18 protein-coding genes are annotated in these 22637 nt (G+C 60.2%); 7 read left to right on the forward strand and 11 right to left on the reverse strand.

The annotated features are described in order from the left end of the window. Positions 1-7: 7 nt before the first annotated feature. The 3 genes from ACP86_RS15945 to ACP86_RS15955 all read left to right on the forward strand — a co-directional run bounded on the left by ACP86_RS15945 (position 8) and on the right by ACP86_RS15955 (position 3056). Entirely contained in the window at positions 8-955 is a 948-nt protein-coding gene (locus tag ACP86_RS15945) for an ABC transporter ATP-binding protein (RefSeq protein WP_053114743.1), read from the forward strand. Further along, complete coding sequence (locus tag ACP86_RS15950) at positions 955-1698, forward strand: ABC transporter permease (protein WP_053114744.1); 744 nt, start codon at positions 955-957, stop codon at positions 1696-1698. The genes ACP86_RS15945 and ACP86_RS15950 overlap by 1 nt, the downstream gene beginning before the upstream one ends. 86 nt (positions 1699-1784) lie before the next feature. After that, positions 1785-3056: a CynX/NimT family MFS transporter gene (locus tag ACP86_RS15955; protein ID WP_053114745.1), complete on the forward strand. Its 1272-nt coding sequence runs from the start codon at positions 1785-1787 to the stop codon at positions 3054-3056. Positions 3057-3074: 18 nt separating this feature from the next. Here the strand turns inward: ACP86_RS15955 and ACP86_RS15960 are convergent, their stop codons facing one another. The 10 genes from ACP86_RS15960 to ACP86_RS16005 form a co-directional block, all read right to left on the reverse strand. Beyond that, a complete protein-coding gene (locus ACP86_RS15960; protein WP_053114746.1) occupies positions 3075-5060 on the reverse strand; it encodes a hypothetical protein in 1986 nt (661 codons plus the stop codon). A gap of 21 nt (positions 5061-5081) precedes the next feature. Beyond that, positions 5082-5768, reverse strand: coding sequence for a DUF2959 domain-containing protein (locus tag ACP86_RS15965; RefSeq protein WP_053114747.1), 687 nt, complete (start codon positions 5766-5768; stop codon positions 5082-5084). A gap of 152 nt (positions 5769-5920) precedes the next feature. Further along, entirely contained in the window at positions 5921-7609 is a 1689-nt protein-coding gene (locus ACP86_RS15970) for an AMP-binding protein (protein ID WP_075267675.1), read from the reverse strand. Positions 7610-7661: 52 nt separating this feature from the next. Continuing rightward, the gene (locus tag ACP86_RS15975) at positions 7662-8237 is read right to left on the reverse strand and encodes a peroxidase-related enzyme (protein WP_053114748.1); all 576 of its coding nucleotides are present in this window, start codon (positions 8235-8237) and stop codon (positions 7662-7664) included. Between the two features lie 14 nt (positions 8238-8251). Beyond that, a complete protein-coding gene (locus ACP86_RS15980) occupies positions 8252-9157 on the reverse strand; it encodes a hydroxymethylglutaryl-CoA lyase (RefSeq protein ID WP_053114749.1) in 906 nt (301 codons plus the stop codon). Then, positions 9157-11151, reverse strand: coding sequence for an acetyl/propionyl/methylcrotonyl-CoA carboxylase subunit alpha (locus ACP86_RS15985; protein WP_014579286.1), 1995 nt, complete (start codon positions 11149-11151; stop codon positions 9157-9159). The genes ACP86_RS15980 and ACP86_RS15985 overlap by 1 nt, the downstream gene beginning before the upstream one ends. Positions 11152-11153: 2 nt before the next feature. Then, positions 11154-11960, reverse strand: a complete 807-nt coding sequence (locus tag ACP86_RS15990; RefSeq protein ID WP_053114750.1) for an enoyl-CoA hydratase-related protein — start codon at positions 11958-11960, stop codon at positions 11154-11156. Positions 11961-11974: 14 nt separating this feature from the next. Beyond that, complete coding sequence (locus tag ACP86_RS15995; RefSeq protein ID WP_008170608.1) at positions 11975-13582, reverse strand: carboxyl transferase domain-containing protein; 1608 nt, start codon at positions 13580-13582, stop codon at positions 11975-11977. 207 nt (positions 13583-13789) lie between these two features. Further along, positions 13790-14959: an isovaleryl-CoA dehydrogenase gene (locus tag ACP86_RS16000; protein WP_008170605.1), complete on the reverse strand. Its 1170-nt coding sequence runs from the start codon at positions 14957-14959 to the stop codon at positions 13790-13792. 29 nt (positions 14960-14988) lie between these two features. Then, positions 14989-15432: a MerR family transcriptional regulator gene (locus ACP86_RS16005; RefSeq protein ID WP_014576484.1), complete on the reverse strand. Its 444-nt coding sequence runs from the start codon at positions 15430-15432 to the stop codon at positions 14989-14991. A 104-nt stretch (positions 15433-15536) separates the two neighbouring features. Between ACP86_RS16005 and ACP86_RS16010 the strand changes: the two genes are divergently transcribed. The 4 genes from ACP86_RS16010 (at position 15537) to ACP86_RS16025 (ending at position 20581) form a co-directional block, all read left to right on the forward strand. Further along, positions 15537-16298: a 3-hydroxyacyl-CoA dehydrogenase gene (locus ACP86_RS16010; RefSeq protein ID WP_014576485.1), complete on the forward strand. Its 762-nt coding sequence runs from the start codon at positions 15537-15539 to the stop codon at positions 16296-16298. A gap of 24 nt (positions 16299-16322) precedes the next feature. Then, on the forward strand, positions 16323-17474 hold the full coding sequence (locus ACP86_RS16015; protein ID WP_053114751.1) for an acyl-CoA dehydrogenase family protein: 1152 nt from the start codon (positions 16323-16325) through the stop codon (positions 17472-17474). Positions 17475-17632: 158 nt separating this feature from the next. Then, a complete protein-coding gene (locus tag ACP86_RS16020) occupies positions 17633-18814 on the forward strand; it encodes a thiolase family protein (RefSeq protein ID WP_053114752.1) in 1182 nt (393 codons plus the stop codon). A gap of 429 nt (positions 18815-19243) precedes the next feature. Next, on the forward strand, positions 19244-20581 hold the full coding sequence (locus ACP86_RS16025) for a sodium-dependent transporter (protein WP_053114753.1): 1338 nt from the start codon (positions 19244-19246) through the stop codon (positions 20579-20581). Here the strand turns inward: ACP86_RS16025 and ACP86_RS16030 are convergent. After that, on the reverse strand, positions 20568-22484 hold the full coding sequence (locus ACP86_RS16030; RefSeq protein WP_053114754.1) for a sigma 54-interacting transcriptional regulator: 1917 nt from the start codon (positions 22482-22484) through the stop codon (positions 20568-20570). The two genes, ACP86_RS16025 and ACP86_RS16030, sit on opposite strands and share 14 nt — an antisense overlap. Positions 22485-22637: the final 153 nt, after the last annotated feature.

Here is a 22637-nt window from a genome sequence, read left to right on the forward strand (position 1 = left end):
AGCCCGGATGATTGAACTGAAAAACGTTACCCGCCGCTTTGGAGATGCCGTGGCGGTGGACCGGATAAACCTCACGGTCGAAACCGGCGAAGTGTGCGTGCTGGTGGGCAGCTCAGGCTGCGGCAAGTCGACTACCCTGCGGATGATCAACCAGTTGCTGCCCCACAGTGAGGGCCAGATCCTGGTGGATGGTAACGATGTTACCGCCATGAACCCCGAGCAGCTGCGGTTGAACATGGGTTATGTGATTCAGGGCACGGGGCTGTTTCCACACTGGACGGTGGCCCGCAATATCGCCATGGTACCCCAGCTTCTGAAATGGCCACGGGAGCGGATCGACGAGCGCGTGCATGAGTTGCTGACGCTGCTGGATCTGGACCAGGCCACCCACGCCAACAAATATCCCCAGCAATTGTCCGGCGGGCAGGCTCAAAGGGTGGGCGTTGCCAGGGCGTTGGCTGCCAACCCCAATATTCTGCTGATGGACGAACCCTTCGGTGCGCTGGATGCCATCACGCGGGAGAACCTGCAGCTGGAGATGCTGCGTATCCAGAGTCAGCTGCGGAAAACCACGGTCTTTGTAACCCACGATATTGACGAAGCCCTGAGGCTGGCGACCCGCATTGCCGTGATGGATCAGGGCCGGATTATCCAGCACGACACGCCGGAGAACATTCTCCGGCGACCCGCCTCCGTTTTTGTGGAGAATCTCGTGGGCAAGCAGGACCGAGGCCTGAAACTGATGAGCCTGCATACCGTGCGGGATCTGATGGAGGCTCACCCTCAGCCCAGAGAGCCGGAACCCGGCGCCGACGGCCTCAAGGAAGACGACAGCCTGCGAGTGGCTCTTTCAATCATGCTCTGGCAGAACTGGAGCCAGGTGCCGGTGTTCAATGCCGATGGCCAGGAAACCGGAACCATCACCCGTGACCGCATTATCCAGGAAGGTGCCTGATGCGGGTCTGGTTGCCGCCTGTGATGCTGACTGTGCTCCTCTGTGCCCTGAGCGCGGGCATGCCGGCTCTCGAACCGCTTTTCGAGTGGATGCAGCCCGATAAGCAGAATGTGATCTACGAGCGGGAGAGCTTTCTCTTTCTGCTCCAGAACCATCTGATGCTGGTGGTGATTTCCGCCCTGGTTGGAACCGTCGCTGCGGTTGCCGGGGGAATCTTCGCCACGCGCCCGGCTGGGCGGGACTTTCTGCCGCTGGTTAGCCAGATTGCCTCTATCGGCCAGACCTTCCCGCCGGTGGCGGTTCTTGCCCTGGCGGTGCCGGTTCTCGGGTTTGGTGAGGCGCCGATTCTGGTGGCGCTGATTCTGTATGGCTTGCTGCCCATTCTGCGCAATACCCTGGCCGGCTTGGAGGGTGTCGATGCCACAGTGAGGCAGGCGGCGCTCGGTATGGGCATGTCGCCTTTTCAGGTGCTGTTGCAGGTGGAGTTGCCGCTGGCGGGCAGGGTGATCCTGGCCGGTATCCGGACCTCGGTAACCATCAACATTGCAACGGCCGCCATTGGCTCAACCATCGGTGCCAGAACCCTGGGGGATCCGGTGATCGCCGGTCTCGTCAATGGCAACACAGCCTACGTGTTGCAGGGCGCGATTCTGATTGGCATGCTCGCGCTGACGGTGGACAGCCTGTTCGAGGCCGCTGAGCCGGTCTGGGACCGCCGGTTTCTGCCCCAGACCGCAGGCTGATCGCTGGCGCAGGCCATCCGCTGCTTTAAAAATCCTGCTTTGATGTCTAGTCTGACGAAGATGGACAGCGCAAGGAGCACAGCGGAATGAAGTTTCCTTCGAGCACGTCATTTGCACTCCTCGGCGCAGCACTGATCGCGATCAGCTATGGTCTGGCGCGCTTTGCGTTCGGTCTGTTCGTCCCCCCGATCCGGGATGACCTGGGGCTGGCGCCGGATGTGATCGGTGTGATCGGTGCGCTGCCGCTGATCAGTTTCGTATTCGCTACCCTGGTGGCTCCGCTCTCGGCAAATCGTCTTGGTGCCCGCAATACCGCCATGGCATCCGGTATTTTTGGTGTTGTTGGCCTGGCGCTGATCAGCCAGGCCGTGGGGGCCGTCTCCCTCGGGGTGGGTGTTGTTCTCTGTGGTATCTGCACGGGCCTGATGATGCCGGCTCTCACAGCCGCCATGCAGGCGTTGGTGAGACGCTCGCTCCACGGCCGGGTAAGCTCGGTGATGAACGCGGGCACCAGTATCGGTGTCGTCGTTGCTGTGCCGACGATCCTGTTCCTCGCCGGGGCCTGGCGCTATGCCTACGCGTCCTTTGCCGTGCTGGCGGTAATTGGCGTGATTGCCACCTGGTTCTTCATTCCGTCTGTATCCCGTGTTGTGCCCGCCAACGCCGCGCCGGTGCAGCCGATCAGTGCGGATCAGTGGTGGCGGCTGCTCAGGCTCTCTCTGTTCGCGTTCATGATGGGCTTTGTGTCTGCCGCCTATTGGATTTTCGCACCCGATCTTGTGGTTAATCTCGGGTCCATGCCATCCGATGCCACGGCATGGCTGTGGCTGGGGGTCGGTATTGCTGGCCTTGGCGGCGCGGTGGTGGCCGATCTGGCTGACCGGAACAACCCACCGGTTACCCAGGCCCTGATGCTGATGACACTGGCCGCGAGCCTGGCGTTGTTGGCGGCCAGCCCCGACAACCTGATGATTTCGGCGTTTTCAGCACTGGTGTTTGGTCTGGCCTACATGAGTCTGACCGGGCTGTACCTGATGACCGGCATTCGCCTGCTGCCGGGGCGGCTGTCCATGGGCCCCGTACTGCCTTTCATGGCAGTATCACTGGGCCAGGCGGCTGGCTCGCCGATAGTCGGTATTCTTGTCGGCAAGGTGGGTTACGCCGATGCCTTTGCCATGTTCTGCGCCATCGGCATTATCGTGGCCATGTTGTCGCCGCTCTATCCAAGGCATCTGGAATACGAACCGGATGATGAGACCGAAGAGGATACCGGTCTGCAGGCCGCCTACGACTATCAGCTGCAGAACGAGGAGGGCGAGCCCCTGTCGCCGGTCACCGGTAAGACCGAGAGCTATTAGGGCGGATAGCCGAGAGTGTTATTCCTCGGATGTATCTCTCGGCGCCGCCCAGCTTGTGTAGCCCAGGTCCATAACCCGGGCGACTTCCTCATCGGGTATCGCCGAGAGATCGCCCAGTTCCAGCGGGTCAAAGTGGAAGGCGTACAGTCGAGACGTGAATTCGGCCACGGGCAGGGAAGCTTCACCGCGAAACTCGCCATTGCCGTGGGTTGAGCAGGTAATGCCCTGGCCCCAGTTCTGGCCGCTGTCGTTGTTGGGGTTGAAAAAGTACACCCGCATCTCGTTCTTGGGGCTCAGGGCAACCCGCAGGATATTGATGGCGTGCCGGCCCACAAAGCGGGCGGCGCTGTCCGTAACGGCAATGCCCGCGGGCTGGGCATGAATGACCGGTATGTTGCCGTTGTAGAAGGGGTGATAGCTCGCGTAGAAATGCCGGATAAACCCCTCGTAGTCTTTCACCTCGCCGGTTTTTACGTCGGCGACCACGCGGAAGCCGTGGCTGACCCACCAGCCGTAGAATTCCGGGTTGATCCAGCGATGGGCGTCGTCGTCCCGGGTTTCACAGCGGCGCCACATCTCGCCGTAGAGGCGATCGAGATGAGGGATGAGCACCAGCGATACCGGGTCCACATCCACTGGCGTGCCCTTCACCAGGCCAGGTTCCAGATCGCGGGAAGAAACCTCCTGGCCTTCAAAGCGGCTCAGTACTTCGTTGTCGCGTGCTGCCCAGGCCAGGACTTGCAACAGGTAATCCGCCTCGTTTGACGCCCACATGGAGAGGCCAATGGCAGACTGGCAGGTGGGGTTGTTGCCCTGACCAACGCCCAGCGGCTGGCCCAGCAGGTTGATAACCCCGGCCAGCAGGAATACCCGGGGTGGCCGGGCATCGCCGAACGCCTCTCTCAGGGCCTGATCGGTTTCCGCAGAGGGCTTCAGTTTGATTTGCCGCCACAGGGCCTGGGCCACGGAGGGTGTAAACAGCGATCCACGCTCCAGCATCATGGTCAGGCCATAGACGGCCTGGCAGGTTTCCGGGTAGATGGCCTCGTCAATCAGGGCATGGACCAGATCGGTGTAACAGTAGAGATCGTCCAGCCCGGTCATGGTCAGCCCCAGTGTGTTGGGGATGAGATCGTCCTGGCCGCTGGCACGCAGGAACCGCAACATCACCGCGTGGTAGGGAGAGGCAAGGCCGGTGTCGAACATGCTGCGGGCAAAGTAGGTGGCTTCGGAGGAGAGCGCCACGTCGTCCATGTCTTTCAAACGCTGCTCGTAAACGGCAAGGCCGGGGTCCTCGGCGCTGGCAGGTGTGGGGGCAAAGAGGGCCTTCACCAGCCGCGTGGCATCGGCATTGCGTCCGGTTTTGATGTCGGGGTCGTAAAGGCATTTGGCGATCTGCCCGATCATTTCCCGAATACTGTCGACCTGCACCGGCCCCTGGTCCAGCAATCGCCAGACTTCCGCTACCAGGCTGTCCAATAGGCTTTCATAACCGAGGTGGGAGATCAGGTACCGATAGAGTTCCTGAACGATGGTGCCAAGTTGCTTGGGTCTTTCACGATCGGCTTCGGTGAGCTGGCCAGACAGCAGGTCCAGGTTTAATGCCATCACCTGGGTGAGAAAGTGGCGTGCCTGCTCAGCAGAAATTCCGGGATGGAAGTATTTGCCACGGGTGACGGCCAGCATACGCAGTTCGCTGATCGCCTCGACAATCGTGGTAACTGCACCCGCCTCCCTCAGCGAGTGTTTGGCGAGCGCCGGTTGCAGAAGGGCTGGCCGGGCCCAGTCGCTGGTGCCGAAAATGCCAGCGGATTCGAGCGACCTTACGCGCCGGTAGATGGCGTCGAAGCCGCCTGGCAGCGTCATCAGCATCCGTGTGCGCTCCAGGAGACTGAGACTGGAGGCTTTGGGGTCCGATTTGCGGGCGCGGGCAAATTCTGCCAGCGCCATGTCGAATTGCATCAATGCCGGCTTGAGCGCAGGATCTGCGTCTTGGCGCTCCATAGCGTTGGCTCCCTTGAGGTATTACCCGCCCTGGCGAAAGCGTTGAATAAAGGCTTCAGACTCCGCGATTGATTGTTCCATGTTGCGAATCAGGGAGTCCACATCCTGACGGATGCTCACCAGTTCGTTTTCCAGCGAACCGATCGCCTGGGCATTCAGATTATGCTTAAGGTACAGCACCTGATCCTCAAATGCCTGCAGCACCGGTTCCATCCTGTCCTCGGCGTCGTGCATCCGGCTGATCAGCTGGCCGTACTGAACGCGGGTTTCTTTCAGTTGCTGTTCACTGCTGCGGCGCAGTGATGCGCTTTCGTACAGGCTGAGCTCGTCTTCCCACTCATCAAACAGGTCCTCGGCGACTTCTTCTACCTTGTCGATCCGGTCTCTAACCTCTTCGGCACTCGACAGGCTGTCTTCGTAGGCATCGCTGATTTCGGCATATTGTTCCTTTAGCTCGGTGTCAGGCGTGTCCACCACACTCTGGAAACGCTCAAGCGACGAACGGAAGGTTTCCTGGGCGTCGTTCTGGCTGTCCCGGGCATCTTCAACCCGATCCACCAGAATGTCCCGCTTTTCATACCCGAATTTTTCCATGGTTTTGTAGTACACCGTGGAGCACCCGCCAAGGAGCACCGCGCTGAGCAATAGCACCCAGACACGTTGAAGGCTGGTTTTTGTTTTCGAGTAGTCGGTTGCGGGGCTGGGCATAGGGGCGTCTCCGGTTGCATGCTAATCACAGGAGTGAAGCATGGCGGTGGAGCGCTGACAAGCACGGATTCGGCCTGGTTTTGCTCGAGCTCTAAACGACAAACCCCGGCAAAAGCCGGGATTTGTCGATTCAACCAAAGTCGGGACTGTGGCTATTTGTTCAGCCCCATCTCCTCGATCGAAATCTCCCGCATCTTGAACTTCTGGATCTTCCCGGTGACGGTCATCGGGAATTCGTCCACGAACTTATAGTTCTTCGGGATCTTGAAGTGGGCGATCTTGCCCTTGCAGAAGGCCTGCAGATCCTCAGCCGTTACCGGCGCCGCATCCGGAGCCAGCTTCACCCAGGCAATCAGCTCTTCGCCGTACTTGTCATCGGGAATGCCGGTTACCTGCACTTCTTCGATGGCTGGATGGGTGTAGAGGAACTCTTCGATTTCTTTCGGGTAGATGTTCTCACCACCGCGGATGACCATGTCCTTGATGCGGCCAACGATCTGGATGTAGCCCTCTTCGTCCATGGTGGCCAGATCGCCAGTGTGCATCCATCCGGCGCTGTCGATGGCTTCGCGGGTTTTCTCTTCGTTGTTCCAGTACTTCAGCATCACGCTGTAGCCACGGGTGCACAGCTCGCCGATCTCGCCACGCGGAACCACGTTGCCGGTGCCCGGATCAACGATCTTGGTTTCCAGGTGGGGCTGGGTGCGGCCCACGGTGGTGACCTGCTTCTCGAACGGATCAAGGGAGCTGGTCTGGGTGGAAACCGGGCTGGTTTCGGTCATTCCGTAGGCAATCTGAACCTCTTTCATGTTCATCTTGCCGTTGACCTTCTTCATGACCTCTGCCGGGCAGATGGACCCCGCCATGATGCCGGTGCGCAGGCTGGAAAGGTCATAGGTCTCGAATTCCGGCTCGGTCAGTTCGGCAATGAACATGGTGGGCACGCCGTACAGGGCGGTGGCCTTTTCCTGGTGCACGGCCTGCAGAACCGACTTGGGCTCGAAGCCTTCGCCGGGATAAATCATGGTAGAACCGTGGGTGATACAGCCCAGGTTGCCCATGACCATGCCGAAGCAGTGGTACAGGGGCACCGGGATCACCAGGCGGTCTTTCTCGGTCAGGATCTGGCTCTCGCCCACAAAGTACCCGTTGTTCAGGATGTTGTGGTGGGTGAGGGTAGCGCCTTTCGGGTTGCCGGTGGTGCCGGAGGTGAACTGGATGTTGATGGGGTCGTCAAACTGCAGTTCGCCCTGGCGTTTTACCAGATCGTCCTGGGACACGTCGCTTGAGAAGCCGAGGAATTCCTTCCAGGTCCACATGCCGTCGTGCTTGTCTTCGTGCACGTTGATCACGGCCCGCAATTCCGGAACGTGGTCGGCCTTGAGCTTGCCGGGGGAGCTTCGCTTCAGCTCCGGGGCCAGCTCGTAGATCATCTCGCGGTAATTGGAAGCTTTGAAGCTGTCAGCCGTCACCAGGGTGGTTATACCAGCCAGGTTGAGGGCGTATTGCAGTTCGTGGACACCGTAAGCCGGGTTGATGTTCACCAGGATGGCACCGACTTTGGCGGTGGCGAACTGGGTAACGGTCCACTCGTAGCGGTTGGGGGACCAGATGCCCACGCGGTCGCCGCGTTTGACGCCAATGGCCATGAAGGCGCGGGCGGCTTCGTCGACTTTTTCAACAAACTCTTTGTAGGTCCAGCGAATGTCCTGGTGCAGGCACACCAGGGCTTCGTTGTCCGGGTACTTCTCTGCGGTGCGGTCGAGCATTTCACCGATGGTCATGCCCAGCAGGGGCACTTCCGCGGTTCCGCTGGTATAACTTGGTAGAGTCTTGCTCATATCTCTGCCTCCATTGTTTTTGTATTCGAGGGCGAGCAGGGTGGTTTACCTGCTAGCGACTCTGACTGTGATATTCGGGGTTCGGTTGCATATCACTGGCAATCGCCACCCGGTTGGACATGTTGTAAAAACCGATCAGGTTACTGAGATCCCAGATGCCGCGGTCACTCAGACCGGCATCCCGCAGGGCCTGGATGTCGTCTTCGGTGACGGTGGCCGGCGAGCGGGTAAGGTGGGATGCAAAATCCAGCATGGCCCGCTGGCGCTTGTCGAGTTTGGCGCTGCGGTAGTTCATCACCATGTGCTCACCCAGCTGGGGATCGCCGCTCAGGACCCGAACGGCCGCGCCGTGGGCGACCAGGCAGTAGAAGCATTTGTTCTCGGAGGAGACCACTACGGCCACCATTTCCCGCTCCAGCTTGGAGAGTTCACTTTCGCCGAGCATAAGCTCGTTGTACAGGCGAGTGAAGCCATCCAACTGCTTCAGGTTCTGGCTATAGGCGGTGAGTACGTTCGGGATCATGCCGAGCTTTTCCTGGCAGATCTGGAAGTACTTCTGGGTGTCTTCCGGCATGTCGCTGATTTCGGGAATCGGCAGATCCAGCGCGACCACATTCTTGTTGCTCATAACTACTCCTGGTTTTAACAGTTACCGCCCATTGCCTGGCCGACTTTGGAACCGTTGTGGCGGTTCAGCTGGCCGCAGATCCAGTCGCCTGTAGCGACCAGTTTTTCCAGATCGACGCCGGCCTTGATGCCAAGGCCGTTAAGCAGGTATAGCACGTCTTCGGTGGCGACGTTGCCCGAGGCGCCTTTGGCGTAGGGGCAGCCGCCGAGGCCGGCGACGGAGGCGTCGATCACTGACACACCTTCTTCCAGCACCGCATAGAGATTGGCCAGGGCCTGGCCGTAGGTGTCGTGGAAATGGGCGGCAAGTTTTGCCATCGGCACGTGGGCGGCGACGGCTTCGAGCATGCGTTTGGCTTTGATCGGTGTGCCTACGCCGATGGTGTCGCCCAGGGAGATTTCGTGGCAGCCCATGTCGTACAGGGCCTTGGCCACGGTGGCCACCTGTTCCGGGGCAATGTCGCCTTCGTACGGGCAGCCCATCACGGTAGAAACGTAGCCGCGCACGGGGATGCCGTGTTTGCGGGCTTCCTCGACGACCGGCACAAAGCGCTCGAGGCTCTCGGCGATGGTGCAGTTGATGTTCTTTTTGGTGAATGATTCGGACGCAGCGCCAAAGACGGCCACTTCGTCGGCCTTCGCCGCCAGTGCCCCCTCAAACCCTTTCAGGTTCGGGGTGAGGGCGGAGTAGCGGACGCCAGCCTTGCGGGTGATGCCGGCCATCACCTCGGCGGCGTCGCCCATTTGTGGCACCCATTTCGGGGACACGAAACTGGCGGCCTCGATGTGGCTCAGGCCGCTGTCTGCCAGGCGGTCGATAAGCCCGGTTTTGATGGCGGTGGCGATCACCGGGCCGGGCTCGTTCTGGAGTCCGTCCCGGGGGCTCATCTCAACCAGGCGAACCTGTTTGGGAAAGGCCATCAGCCTGCCTCCTCTTCATTCACTTCAATGGCAATCAGTTCGGCACCTTCGGAAACCTGGTCGCCCTCGGCGAAGAAGATTTCAGTGACCACGCCGTCGGCCGGGGCCTTGATGGCGTGTTCCATCTTCATGGCTTCCATGATCACCAGGCTCTGGCCCGCAGTGACCTTGTCGCCGACCTTGGCCTGTACAGCGACGATGGCGCCGTTCATGGGCGCGGCCAGGCTGCCTTCGCCGGCCATTTCCTCGAAGCCGTAGCTTTCCTTGTACACGGTGCAGTTGAAGGTGTCGCCTTCGTAGAACAGCACCAGCTGGTCGTTATGCAGGTTGCCGTGGATGCTGATGCGATGGCCGTTGATGACCGCCTGCAGGTAGTCGTCATCCAGACGGGCCGTAAGGTTGTAGACGCTGTCACCAACGAATACCTGATAGCGATCGTCGCGCTCCAGCACCTTGAGATCGTGAATCTCTTCACCCACCTGCAGCTGCAGCGGCTGGGCAAATTCCGAGTTCATGCGCCAGCTGTTCTGGCGACCGAAGGGCGACCAGGGGTCGGTGCTGACCACTTCCCGGGATTTGCGCTGTTCCAGAACAAAACCGGCGGCAAGTACCAGGGCTTTATGGGTATCCAGCTTGGATTTCGGGAACAGCAGTTCCCGGTGATCGTCGATAAAGCCGGTGGTCAGTTCCGCTTCCCGGAACGGTTGGGCGTCCGCCAGGGCGTGCAGGAACCGGATGTTGGTCTTCACGCCCGCGATGCGGTAGTGCTCCAGGGCCTGAACCATGCGGTTGATGGCCTGGTCGCGGGTTTCGTCCCACACGATGAGTTTGGCGATCATGGGGTCGTAATGGATGCTGATGTCGTCGCCCTCGGTCACGCCGGTGTCGACGCGCACATGGGCGCTTTCATCCGGAGTGCTCAGGTAGCGCAGGTTGCCTGTGGCCGGCAGGAAGTCCTGGTCCGGGTCTTCGGCGTAGATCCGCGCTTCCAGGGCGTGGCCCCGGGTTTTCACCTGGGACTGTTCCAGCGGCAGGGCATCACCCCAGGCCACTTTCAGCTGCCATTCCACCAGATCCTGGCCGGTGACCATTTCGGTGACCGGATGCTCGACCTGAAGGCGGGTGTTCATCTCCATGAAGAAGAAGGAACCGTCGACGTCGTACAGGAATTCAACGGTGCCGGCACCCACGTAGTTAATGGCCTGGGCGGCGCGCACGGCCGCTTCACCCATGGCCTTGCGGGTTTCTTCGCTCAGGCCCGGGGCCGGGGCTTCTTCCAGGACTTTCTGATGGCGGCGCTGCACGGAGCAATCACGCTCGGCCAGGTACACGCCCTTGCCTTCCTGGTCGCAGAAGACCTGGATCTCCACGTGCCGGGGCTGGGTCAGGTAACGTTCGATCAGCATGTCCGGGTTGCCGAACGCGTTCTGGGCTTCGCGCTTGGCGGCGGCCAAGGCGTCGTCAAACTCGCCCATGTTGTTCACGACGCGCATGCCTTTGCCACCGCCGCCGGCAACAGCCTTGAGCAGCAAGGGGAAGCCGCATTTCTCGGCTTCGGCCCGCAGGGTTTCAACCGACTGGTCGTCGCCGTGGTAACCGGGCACCAGCGGTACGCCAGCCTTTTCCATGATGGCCTTGGCTGCGGACTTGGAGCCCATGGCAGCGATGGCCGAGGAGGGCGGGCCGATGAAGACAATGTTGTTGGCTTCACAGGATTCGGCAAACCCGGTGTTTTCCGAGAGGAAACCGTAACCGGGGTGGATGGCCTGGGCACCGCTCTTTTTGGCAATCTCGATGATCTTTTCGGCCCGCAGGTAGCTCTCGGAGCTGGGTGCAGGGCCGATGTGGAAGGCTTCGTCAGCCATGGCCACGTGCCGTGCATTGGCGTCGGCCTCCGAATAGACGGCAACAACGCGAATGCCCATGCGGTGGGCGGTTTGTATGATCCGGCAGGCGATTTCGCCCCGGTTGGCGATCAGTATCTTGCTGAACATTGTTATTCTTCCTCCGGAACCCAGTTGGCCTTGCGCTTGTTCAGGAAGGCGCTGAGCCCTTCCTGCCCTTCTTCACCCACCCGGATATCCGCGATGCGGTGTGCGGTGTCGTCAATCACGTCGTCGTTGATGGGCTTGTGGCTGACGGCGAATACCAGGTCCTTGGCGGCTTTCATGGCCTCGGGCCCGTTCATGGCCAGTTGTTGGAGCATCTCGTTGCAGCGGGCTTCCATGGCATCGACATCGTCACAGACGATGTGTACGAGGCCGTATTCCTGAGCCTGCTGGGCGGTGAATACTTCGGCAGAGATGAAGTACCGCCGGGCCTGGCGCTCGCCGATGGCGCGCACCACATAGGGGCTGATCACGGCCGGAATCAGGCCGAGCTTCACTTCGCTGAGGCAGAAGCTGGATTTCTCGGTGGCGATGACGATGTCGCAGCAGGCGGCAAGGCCCACCGCGCCGCCGAAAGCGGCGCCCTGTACCAGGCCGATCACCGGCTTGGACAGATGGTTGAGTACGTTCATCAGCCGCGCCAGTTCACGGGAATCATCCAGGTTTTCCTGGCGGCTGTTCTCGGCCATGCGGCGCATCCAGCCAAGGTCGGCCCCGGCGGAGAAGTGCTTGCCTTCGGAGCGCAGGATAACGACCTTCACGCTGTTGTCGGCATTCACCTCGGTGAGGGTGCTGATCAGCTGCTGGATGATCACGTCATCAAAGGCGTTGCGTTTGTCAGGGCGGTTGAGAACCACCTCGGCAATGCCTTCGTCGCGACGTTTGAGCAGAACTGCGGATTCGTTGTCTGTCATGTCAGTCTCCCCGATTACATCCGGAACACGCCAAAGCGTGTCGGCTTGGCGGGTCGGTTAAGGGTGGCAGACAGGCTCAGGGCAACCACTTCCCGGGTCTGGGCCGGGTCGATGACGCCGTCGTCCCAGAGGCGGGCACTGGCGTAGTACGGGTGGCCCTGGTGTTCGTAGGTGTCGATGATCGGCTTCTTGAATTCAGCTTCTTCCTCGGCGCTCCATTCCTGGCCCTTGCGCTCCATGCCTTCACGGCGAACGGTGGCCATAACGCCGGCGGCCTGTTCGCCGCCCATCACCGAGATGCGGGCGTTCGGCCACATCCAGAGGAAATCCGGACTGTAGGCACGGCCGCACATGCCGTAGTTGCCCGCGCCGAAGGAGCCACCGATCAGCACGGTGATCTTGGGGACGTTGGCACAGGCCACGGCCATAACCATCTTGGCGCCGTGCTTGGCGATGCCTTCGGATTCGTATTTCTGGCCAACCATGAACCCGGTGATATTCTGCAGGAACAGCAACGGGATGTTGCGCTGGCAGCACAATTCAACGAAGTGGGCGCCTTTCTGGGCGGCTTCACTGAACAGGATGCCGTTGTTGGCGATGATGCCCACCGGGTAGCCGTGGATATGGGCAAAGCCGGTGACCAGGGTCTGGCCGTAATAGCGTTTGAATTCGTCAAACTCGGAACCGTCGACGGTGCGGGCGATGACGTCACGCACGTCGAACTGTTTGCGCAGGTCGGTGCCAACGATGCCGTAGATCTCCTCGGCGTCGTACAGCGGTGCCTTGGGCTTGCGGATTTCCACATCCGTTGGCTTGCGACGGTTCAGGTTGGAGACGCTGCGCCGGGCGATTTCCAGGGCGTGTGCGTCGTTCTCGGCGTAGTGGTCGGCCACACCGGAGATTTTACAGTGTACGTCGGCGCCACCGAGGTCTTCGGCGGTCACTACTTCACCGGTGGCGGCTTTCACCAGCGGCGGGCCGGCCAGGAAGATGGTGCCCTGGTTGCGGACGATAATGGATTCATCCGCCATGGCGGGCACGTAGGCGCCACCGGCGGTGCACAGGCCCATGACGACGGCGATCTGCGGGATGTCGTCGGCAGACATACGGGCCTGGTTGTAGAAGATGCGGCCGAAGTGGTCGCGATCCGGGAAGACTTCGTCCTGGCGGGGCAGGTTGGCGCCGCCGGAGTCGACCAGGTAGATGCACGGCAGGCGGTTCTGCAGGGCGATTTCCTGGGCGCGCAGGTGTTTTTTTACCGTCAGCGGGTAGTAGCTGCCGCCTTTTACGGTGGCGTCGTTGGCGATGATCATGCATTCGGTGCCGGAGACGCGGCCCACGCCGGCGATGACGCCTGCAGCGGGGACTTCTTCATCGTAAACGTTGTAGGCGGCGAACTGGCCGATTTCCAGGAACGGGGAGCCGTCGTCCAGGAGGCGGTTGATGCGCTCTCTGGGGAGCAGCTTGCCACGGGCGATGTGGCGCTCCTGGTAGGAGGGGCCGCCGCCTTGCTGGATGGTGGAAACTTTGTCGCGCAGGTCGGCTACGGCCTGGGCCATGGATTCCTGATTGGCCTGGAACTCTTCGGACCTGGGATTAATCTTGCTTTGAAGTATTGTCATTTTTTCGGGCCTCGAGGTTCGGGGCGGCGGGACTGGCAGGGAATCTTTCCGGGAACCGCTACGAGCACATCCATGTGCGCTTGACGTCGGCCATCCATGGCCGCCGACATTCCCGGAAAGACACCCTGCCAGTCCCTCGTTGTACTTTGGGTGCAAGCCGTCCCCAGCTTATCTGGCTGCGGACGGCTACTGGCTTGAAGCTGCGCGTTATTTGTTCAGGTACAGCTCACGGCCGATCAGCATCCGACGAATCTCGGACGTTCCGGCACCGATCTCATACAGCTTGGCGTCCCGCAGCAGGCGGCCTGTCGGGTATTCGTTGATGTAACCGTTACCGCCGAGCAGCTGGATGGCATCCAGGGCGATTTTGGTGGCCATTTCGGCGGAGTAGAGGATCGCGCCGGCGGCGTCTTTACGGGTGGTTTCTGCGCCACGGTCGGCAGACATGGCAACCATGTAGACGTAGGACTTGGCGGTGTTCATCCAGGTGTACATGTCGGCGACTTTGCCCTGGACCAGTTCGAATTCACCGATGGCCTGGCCGAACTGCTTGCGCTCGCGGATGTAGGGTACGACCACGTCCATAGCGGCTTGCATGATGCCCAGCGGGCCGCCAGAGAGAACCAGGCGTTCGTAGTCGAGGCCGCTCATGAGGACTTTTGCGCCGTTGCCAACACCACCCAGGACGTTCTCCTTGGGTACTTTGCAGTCCTGGAAGACCAGTTCACAGGTGTTGGAGCCGCGCATGCCGAGCTTGTCGAGTTTCTGGTGGCGGCTGAAGCCCGGGGCGTCGCGCTCTACGATGAAGGCGGTCACGCCCCTGGAGCCGGCGGAGGTGTCGGTTTTGGCGTAGATGACGTAGGTGTTCGCATCCGGGCCGTTGGTGATCCACATTTTGTTGCCGTTGAGGAGGTAGTGGTCACCTTCATCTTTGGCGGTCAGTTTCATGGAGATGACGTCGGAGCCGGCGTTGGGCTCGGACATGGCCAGGGCGCCAATGTGCTCGCCGCTGACGAGCTTCGGCAGGTATTTCTGTTTCTGTTCTTCGGTGCCGTTGCGGTGAATCTGGTTCACACACAGGTTGGAGTGGGCACCGTAGGAGAGGCCAACGGAGGCGGAAGCACGGCTGATTTCTTCCATGGCGATGACGTGCGCCAGGTAGCCCATGTCGGAGCCGCCGTATTCTTCGCTCACGGTGATACCCAGCAGGCCCATGTCGCCCATTTTCCGCCACAGGTCCATGGGGAACTCGTTGTTGCGGTCAATTTCCTCGGCGCGCGGTGCGATTTCGGAAGCAGCAAAGCCGTTGATCTGCTCGCGGAGCATATCGAGGGTTTCGCCGAGGCCGAAGTTGAGCTCTGAGTATTGTGATTTCATCGTTGGCTACCTTTGATTTCTGTCATTCATTAGTTTTCAGCGGTCTGCCTGGCTTCTTCTTTCGCCGGCGCCTGCTGTTTCTTTTTCTTCTGCAGCTCGGCCAGGGCTTCTCGGCACCGGGCTTCGGCTGTATCCATTTCCATTTCTGCCTGGGCAATGTCGTTTTTCTGCTGTTCCAGCTGAGCCCGCTTGTTTTCCAGGATGGTCAGCATCTTCAGCAGCTGTTTTTCATTGCCGCTGAGGGTTTCGTCCCACAGGTCGAACAATTCTTTGGTTTCCGCGAGGGAAAATCCCATTCGCTTGCCGCGGAGAATAAGCTTCAGACGCACTCGATCCTTTGAACTGAAGATCCGTGTCTGCCCGCGCCGCGTGGGCCTGAGCAGCTCCTGATCCTCGTAGAAACGAATGCTCCGGGTTGTCACGTCGAACTCTTTGGCGAGCTCGCTGATGCTGTATGTCTGTTTAATGTCCATTGGGATTTCCTTTTTAGACTTAGGTTAGATAAAGTTTACGTAAACGTAAAGTAGTTTTAGGGTCCGATTTTTAACAAACAGAATCCTGAAAAGGGGAGTGAACGATGGAATTCAAAAATGTGGCAGCCATTGTAACAGGCGGTGCTTCCGGGCTGGGCGAGGGTGCGGCCCGTGCGCTGGCGGCATCCGGATGCAAGGTGGCGATCCTGGATCTGCAGAAAGAGCAGGGCCGCAAGGTAGCCGAGGACATTGGCGGGATTTTCCTTGAGTGCGATGTAAGCTCCCCCGACAGCGCCGAAGCGGCCATCAACGCTGCCCGTGAGGCCCATGGCCCCTGCGGTATTGCTGTGAACTGCGCTGGTATTGCCACGGCCTCGAAGATTCTGGGCCGTGAGGGTGTGATGCCGCTGGAGAACTTCAGCAAGGTTATTCAGGTCAACCTGATTGGTACTTTTAACATCCTGCGCCTCGCCGCAGCGGATATGGCCCAGCGTGAACCCAACGCCGATGGTGAGCGCGGTGTGATTATCAACACCGCGTCGGTGGCCGCCTACGAGGGCCAGATTGGCCAGGCGGCCTACAGTGCCTCCAAGGGCGGTGTGGTATCGCTAACCCTGCAGTCGGCCCGTGAGCTGGCTCGCGAAGGCATCCGTGTAAATACGATTGCACCGGGCCTGTTCATGACGCCCATGATGGCGGGTATGCCCGAGGAAGTTCAGGAAAGCCTGGCGGCCACGCTGCCGTTCCCGAAGCGCCTCGGCAAGCCGGAAGAATTCGGCATGATGGTTGACCAGATGGTGCGCAACCCGATTCTCAACGGCGAAGTGATTCGTCTGGACTGCGCGCTTCGCATGGCGCCCAAGTAAAGCATTCAGTTGCAGGAGACATACATGACCGTGTCTGTTGATAAAGAAGAACTGGCGATGTTCCGGGATTCCGTGATCAAGGTCCTGGAAAAAGAAGTGACGCCGCACTACGAAGCCTGGGAAAAATCCGGGCTGGTTCCCCGCGAGCTCTGGAACACCTTGGGCAACGCCGGGATGCTCTGCGTGGATGTACCAGAAGAGTGGGGCGGCATCGGTGCGCCTTTCCAGTTCTCCGTGGTGGTGGGTGAAGAGCTGGCCCGCATGGGATTCGGCGCGCTATCCACCAACGTGATGGTCCATTCGGACATTGTCGCTCCCTATCTGAGCCACATGGGCAATGAAGATCAGCGTCAGCAGTGGTTGCCCAAGCTGGTTTCCGGCGAAGCCGTTGGCGCCATCGCCATGACCGAGCCCGGTGCCGGCAGTGACCTGCAGGCGATCCGCACCAGTGCGGTGAAAGATGGCGATGACTACATCCTGAACGGCTCCAAGACCTTCATCACCAACGGTCAGCACGCTGATATGGTCATCGTTGCCGCGAAAACCGATCCGAAGGCCGGCGCCCGGGGCATCAGTCTGTTCCTGGTGGATACCTCACTGCCTGGCTTCAGCAAAGGCCGCAACCTGGACAAGATCGGCCAGCATTCCGGGGATACCTCCGAGCTGTTCTTCTCCGACATGCGCATCCCGGCTTCCGCGCGTCTTGGCGAAGAGGGGCAGGGGTTTGTGTACCTGATGAAGGAACTGCCCCGTGAACGTCTGGTGATTGGCGCCCTTGGCGTGGCTGCCGCCCGTGGCTCCCTGGATCTGACCATTGCCTACGCCCAGGAGCGGGAACTGTTCGGACAGAAACTGGCCCAACTGCAGAACACCCGCTTTGAAATCGCGCGCATGGAAACTGACTACCGGGTGAACAAGGCGTTCGTGGACCAGTGCATCGACCAGTACGACCTGGGCGAACTGGACGCGCCAACCGCCTCCATGGCCAAGTACAGCGCCACTGAGATGCAGTGCCGAGTGGCCGATGGTTGCCTGCAGCTGTTTGGCGGTTACGGCTACACCACCGAGTATCCGATTTCCCGGGCCTTCATCGACGCGCGGGTGCAGCGAATTTATGGCGGCACCTCGGAAGTCATGAAAGAAATTATTGCCCGGTCGGTACTGGGCAAGGCCTGAGGAAGGCAACTCGAATGCTCGGGGTCCGAGCAGGGGCAGCCTTTCCGGGACTGTCTGCAGCATGGATGCTGCAGTCAAGCGTACAGGGACGTATTCACAGCGTGTCCCGGAAAGTCTGCCCCTGATCGGGCCCTCCACCCAATCAGGAGGACAACAAAATGGACAGCAATGATGTGGTAATCGCAGGTTCAGCAAGAACCCCCATGGGTGGCATGATGGGCTCCCTCAGCTCCGTGCGCTCGCCGGATCTGGGCGCTATCTCCATCAAGACCGCCATTGAACGCTCCGGCCTCCAGCCGGCGGATGTCCAGGAAGTCATCATGGGCTGCGTGCTGCCCGCCGGCCTGGGCCAGGCCCCGGCGCGCCAGGCCTCACGCGCCTCCGGCATTCCCGACAGCTCCGGCTGCACCACCATCAACAAGATGTGCGGCTCCGGCATGCAGGCCGTGATCATGGCTCACGACCAGATCAAGGCCGGTACCAATAACATCATGATCGCCGGCGGCATGGAAAACATGAGCCAGGCGCCTTACCTGTTGCCCAAGGCCCGCGCCGGTATGCGCATGGGCCACGGTCAGGTAATGGACAGCATGTTCCTGGATGGTCTGGAAGATGCCTACGAAGGCGGCCTGATGGGTGTCTTCGCCCAGCGTACCGCGGATAAATACGACATCAGCCGTCAGGCCATGGACGAATTTGCCATCGGCTCCCTGCAGAAATCCCTGGCGGCCATCGAAAACGGCTGGTTCCGTGACGAGATTGTTCCGGTCACCGTATCTGGTCGTGGTGGCGACACCGAAGTCGACACTGACGAGCAACCGGGCAACGCCAAACCGGAGAAAATCCCGCACCTCAAGCCGGCCTTCGCCAAAGACGGTTCCGTGACCGCGGCCAACTCCAGCTCCATCAGCGACGGCGCCTCCGCCCTTGTTCTGGCCTCCGCCGCCGAAGCCGACGCCCGTGGCCTGACACCCCAGGCCCGCATCGTGGCCCACGCCACTCACGCACGCCTGCCCGCTGAGTTCACCCTGGCGCCCATCGGTTCCATCGAGAAGGTGCTGAAGAAAGCCGGCTGGAGCGTGGACGACGTGGATCTCTTCGAGATCAACGAAGCCTTCGCCGTTGTCACCCTGGCGGCCATCAACGAACTGAAACTCCCGGCTGACAAGGTGAACGTCCACGGTGGCGCCTGTGCCCTGGGGCATCCGATCGGTTCTTCCGGTTCGCGGATTATCGTTACCCTGATCAATGCCCTGAAGCAGCGTGGCCTGAAGCGCGGTGTGGCTTCGCTGTGTATTGGTGGTGGCGAGGGGACTGCCGTTGCTATCGAGTTGATCTGATTTGGTGGAATTGTCCTCGTTGTAGCCTGCCCATTTTAGGGCGGGCTTGCGGGGTGTCCGGTGAATTTTTCTTGGAAAAAGAACTCGCTTCGCTCAGACACCTTTTTCCGGCGAAAAATTCACCGGCCACCCCGCGCCGAGATACCCAGGAGGTATCGCGAAATACAGGTTTCCTTTTTCTCTACTTTAGAGACCCCAATCCCTTAGTCCGAAGGACGGTGGTGGGGGTACCTTTTCTGGCGGGAAAAAATGTCTGAGCGAAGCGAGTTGTTTTTCCCAGAAGAAAAGGTACCCCCACTGCCGGCCATCCCCCAAGGCAGAAGTCTCACCATCCCAGAAAGCCTGACTTGATATCAGTCATGCGGCCAATCCCATGATTTGCTAGACTTCAATGCATTGAAATTCCCCGGTATTGGAGAAAGACCCCACGTGCGAAAGCGCCACGAGTTTATTGAGGAATCCCGCAAACAGTGGAGTTCCGAGCCCGCGTTTGTGGCTTCGATGGCCGCAGCGGCTGTGGGGCTTGGGAACCTGTGGCGGTTTCCGTACATGGTGGGGGAGAACGGTGGTGGCGCTTTTGTGGTGGCCTATCTGCTGGCGCTGATTGTCGTGGTTTTGCCCATCATGATTCTGGAAGTGTCTGCAGGACGTCTTTCCAAGGGCAGTACGGTTCAGACCTACCGGCAGGTGAACCGCTTCGGGGTTGTTTACGGGTGGTTTGTGGTGCTCATCACCATGGCCATTACCAGCTATTACCTGGTGATTACCGGCTGGACCCTGGGTTATGCGGTGGATGCCGCAACAGACAATCTCCGAGTGTTTGGCGACTTTACCGCCGGGTATAACTCGCTCTGGTATTTCTTCGCGGTGACCGTGCTGGGGGCAGTCATCCTGGCCAAGGATGTGACGGCCATTGAGCTGATGTCGAAGATCCTGATGCCGGTGTTGATCATTGTGATGATCGGTCTGGTGATTTTCGCCAGCCGCACACCCGGTTGGGAGCAGACCAAGGATTTCTTTTTCCAGGTGGACTGGAGCCGGCTGGCGGACGGCAAGCTTTGGGCGTTTGCGTTCGGGCAGGCGTTCTACACGCTGGCGATTGGTCAGGGCTACCTGGTGACCTATGGCAGTTTTATCCCCCGGCAGACCCACGTGCCCCGGGCCTGTCTGATTGTTGCAGGTACCGAGACCAGTGTGGCGCTGCTGGCGGGCTGGATGATCTTTCCGTTTGTGTTCAGTCTTGGCATGGAGCCCGCGGAGGGCAGTCAGCTGGCGTTTGTGACCATGCCCCGGGTGTTCGAGGACATGGTTGGCGGCTACTGGGTGGGTACGCTGTTTTTCAGCCTGTTTTTCATGGCCGCGTTCAGTTCCAGCCTGGCCGGTCTGAAGGTGATGATTGCGGCGGTAGCGGAGGAGTTCCGGCTTAGCAATGGCAAGGCCGTCAGTCTTGTTACCCTGGTGATGCTGGTGCTGGGCACGGCATCGGCACTGAGTTTCACCCCGCTGGAGTGGAACATTGCCGGGGAGCCGGTGCTGGATGTGATCGACCGGGTGGCCGGCGGTAATGTGATCATCTTCTCCGGGGTGTTGGGGGCCGCCATGTTCTGCTGGTTTATTCCGCCCGAGAAGATACGAACGGTGCTGGGCACCCAGAGCCGCTGGTGGGAGTGGCGTATGTACCTGGTTGGTCGCTACCTGCCGCTGGTGATGCTGATCTGGATTGTGGTGACCTATGCCCTGAACCAGGTGGGCATTACTCCGGCCTGACCTGGAACTCCCTGGCGTCGATCTTCAGCTTCTTCAGGCGCGAGGTCAGGGTGGTCGGTTTGATGCCCAGCATGGCCGCCGCGCCGTCATCGCCGAAGACCCGGCCACTGCTCATGGTGAGGGCCCGGGCCAAATTCTGTTTCTCCAGTTCCCGCAACTCCTGCTCCGTCATCAATTCGCCGCTGTAATGTCTCGCAGGCGGCGCTTCTGCCGTGTTGGACCGGGCTGCGGACTCTGGGCCTGGCAGGTCCAGATCCAGCCGGCCGTCGGCGGTGATTACCTGGCGCTCGATCACATTCTCCAACTCCCGCACATTGCCGGGCCAGTGGTAGGCTTTCAGGGTTTCAACGTCACGTTCTTTCAGGGCCAACAGAGGCCGGTTGAACTTCTGGCACGCGCGGTTCAGGAATTCCTGGGCGAGGATGGGGATGTCCTCCAGCCGCCGGCGCAAGGGTACGGATTCGATGGGGAAAACATTCAGGCGGAAGTAGAGGTCTTCCCGGAAGGTTTTTTCCTGAACTTCCGCCTTCAGGTCACGGTTGGTGGCCGCGATCACCCGCACATCCACAGCCCGGGTTCGGTTTTCGCCAACCCGCTCGAATTGCTGATCCTGCAGCACCCGGAGCAGTTTACCCTGGAGTTCAAGGGGGATTTCGCCCACTTCGTCCAGGAACAGGGTGCCGCCGTCGGCCAGTTCGAACCGGCCCACGCGATCGCTGACGGCGCCGGTGAAGGCACCTTTGATGTGGCCGAAGAACTCGCTCTCGAACAGATCCTTGGGGATGGCCGCACAGTTCACCCGAATCAGGGGCCGGTCACGTCGGCTGCTGGACTGGTGGATGGCGCGGGCAATCAGCTCCTTGCCCGTGCCGGATTCGCCGGTGATCAGCACGTTGGCATCGGTGGGCGCCACCATACCGATACGGCGCACGATGGCTTTGATGGCCTCGCTCTGGCCGAAGATTTCGTGGAAGTGGTACTCGGCGCTGAGTTCTTCCTGCAGATAGGCGTTCTCCATTTCCAGCCGGTGCTTGAGGGTTTCCACTTCCTCCAGCGCTTTCTGCAGTTCTTGCTGGGCTTCCTGACGCGCGGAGATATCCCGGAAAACCACCACTGCACCCACCGGATGCCCGTTGTCCAGGATCGGTGTGCTGGTGTATTCCACCGGGAAACCGCTGCCGTCCTTGCGCCAGAACCAGTCCTCGCCAACCCGCTTCACACTGGCATCGCGGAAGGCGGCGTATATCGGGCAGTCCTTCAGGGGATACAGGCTGCCATCGGCATGGGAGTGGTGCACCACGCGGTGCAGAACCCGCCCCATGAGTTCGTCAATTCGCCACCCCAGCATGCGCTCGGCTGCGGGGTTTGCGAAGGTGCCTCGCCCCTCGGCATCCACCCCGTAAATGCCTTCCCCGACGGCATGCAGGATCAGCTGGTTTTCCCGCTCCATGTCCTTGAACAGTTCTTCCACCCGACGCCATTCAAGCAGGCCGCCCCGGTGGTAGTGGTTGGCATCGTGGCGCTCCCGAAGGGTTCGCAGCTGGCGTCGGTCCCTCAACAACAGCAGCACATTCTGGGTTTCCGCCTCGCCGACCCTGGATGAGGAGATTTCCAGTTCCACGGTGTGGCCGTCCCGGTGCTGGAGGAAGAAATCCCGGCTCCAGCCGTGGCTGCGAAACAGGGTTTCCTCAGTGAATGCAATCAGTTGCGGCCGCTGGTCGGTGAACAGGTGGGTGCATGGCGTTCCGACGAGGGATTGCCGGTCGGAGCCGATCATTCGGCCCATGGCACTGTTGGCGGACAGAATCAGGTCCCTGCCTGCATCTACCAACAGCGCAGCCTCTGGCAGATGGTCAATCCAGTTGCCGGTGATTTCAGGGCGAATGATGGCTTCGGTGTTCATGGCGATTTCCTGAGTCAGTTCCCGAAGGAAGAAACAAACCCTGTGCCAACTACGAAAAATCGCAGTCCGGGCTACGAAAAATCGTGAAATACGAAATGTCGTAGCTCTCCTGTTTTCAGGCTCCTCATTCCTGATGCCTTAAAAACAATGGGT

Origin of the sequence: Marinobacter sp. CP1 (assembly GCF_001266795.1) — a bacterium.
GTDB classification, from domain to species: domain Bacteria; phylum Pseudomonadota; class Gammaproteobacteria; order Pseudomonadales; family Oleiphilaceae; genus Marinobacter; species Marinobacter flavimaris.

What these genes read in the sequence shown, in the direction of transcription:
- ACP86_RS15945 (WP_053114743.1), top strand. Translation starts at nt 8, where the DNA reads ATGATTGAACTGAAAAACGTTACCCGCCGCTTTGGAGATGCCGTGGCG.
- ACP86_RS15950 (WP_053114744.1), top strand. Translation starts at nt 955, where the DNA reads ATGCGGGTCTGGTTGCCGCCTGTGATGCTGACTGTGCTCCTCTGTGCC.
- ACP86_RS15955 (WP_053114745.1), top strand. Translation starts at nt 1,785, where the DNA reads ATGAAGTTTCCTTCGAGCACGTCATTTGCACTCCTCGGCGCAGCACTG.
- ACP86_RS15960 (WP_053114746.1), bottom strand. Translation starts at nt 5,060, where the DNA reads ATGGAGCGCCAAGACGCAGATCCTGCGCTCAAGCCGGCATTGATGCAA.
- ACP86_RS15965 (WP_053114747.1), bottom strand. Translation starts at nt 5,768, where the DNA reads ATGCCCAGCCCCGCAACCGACTACTCGAAAACAAAAACCAGCCTTCAA.
- ACP86_RS15970 (WP_075267675.1), bottom strand. Translation starts at nt 7,609, where the DNA reads ATGAGCAAGACTCTACCAAGTTATACCAGCGGAACCGCGGAAGTGCCC.
- ACP86_RS15975 (WP_053114748.1), bottom strand. Translation starts at nt 8,237, where the DNA reads ATGAGCAACAAGAATGTGGTCGCGCTGGATCTGCCGATTCCCGAAATC.
- ACP86_RS15980 (WP_053114749.1), bottom strand. Translation starts at nt 9,157, where the DNA reads ATGGCCTTTCCCAAACAGGTTCGCCTGGTTGAGATGAGCCCCCGGGAC.
- ACP86_RS15985 (WP_014579286.1), bottom strand. Translation starts at nt 11,151, where the DNA reads ATGTTCAGCAAGATACTGATCGCCAACCGGGGCGAAATCGCCTGCCGG.
- ACP86_RS15990 (WP_053114750.1), bottom strand. Translation starts at nt 11,960, where the DNA reads ATGACAGACAACGAATCCGCAGTTCTGCTCAAACGTCGCGACGAAGGC.
- ACP86_RS15995 (WP_008170608.1), bottom strand. Translation starts at nt 13,582, where the DNA reads ATGACAATACTTCAAAGCAAGATTAATCCCAGGTCCGAAGAGTTCCAG.
- ACP86_RS16000 (WP_008170605.1), bottom strand. Translation starts at nt 14,959, where the DNA reads ATGAAATCACAATACTCAGAGCTCAACTTCGGCCTCGGCGAAACCCTC.
- ACP86_RS16005 (WP_014576484.1), bottom strand. Translation starts at nt 15,432, where the DNA reads ATGGACATTAAACAGACATACAGCATCAGCGAGCTCGCCAAAGAGTTC.
- ACP86_RS16010 (WP_014576485.1), top strand. Translation starts at nt 15,537, where the DNA reads ATGGAATTCAAAAATGTGGCAGCCATTGTAACAGGCGGTGCTTCCGGG.
- ACP86_RS16015 (WP_053114751.1), top strand. Translation starts at nt 16,323, where the DNA reads ATGACCGTGTCTGTTGATAAAGAAGAACTGGCGATGTTCCGGGATTCC.
- ACP86_RS16020 (WP_053114752.1), top strand. Translation starts at nt 17,633, where the DNA reads ATGGACAGCAATGATGTGGTAATCGCAGGTTCAGCAAGAACCCCCATG.
- ACP86_RS16030 (WP_053114754.1), bottom strand. Translation starts at nt 22,484, where the DNA reads ATGAACACCGAAGCCATCATTCGCCCTGAAATCACCGGCAACTGGATT.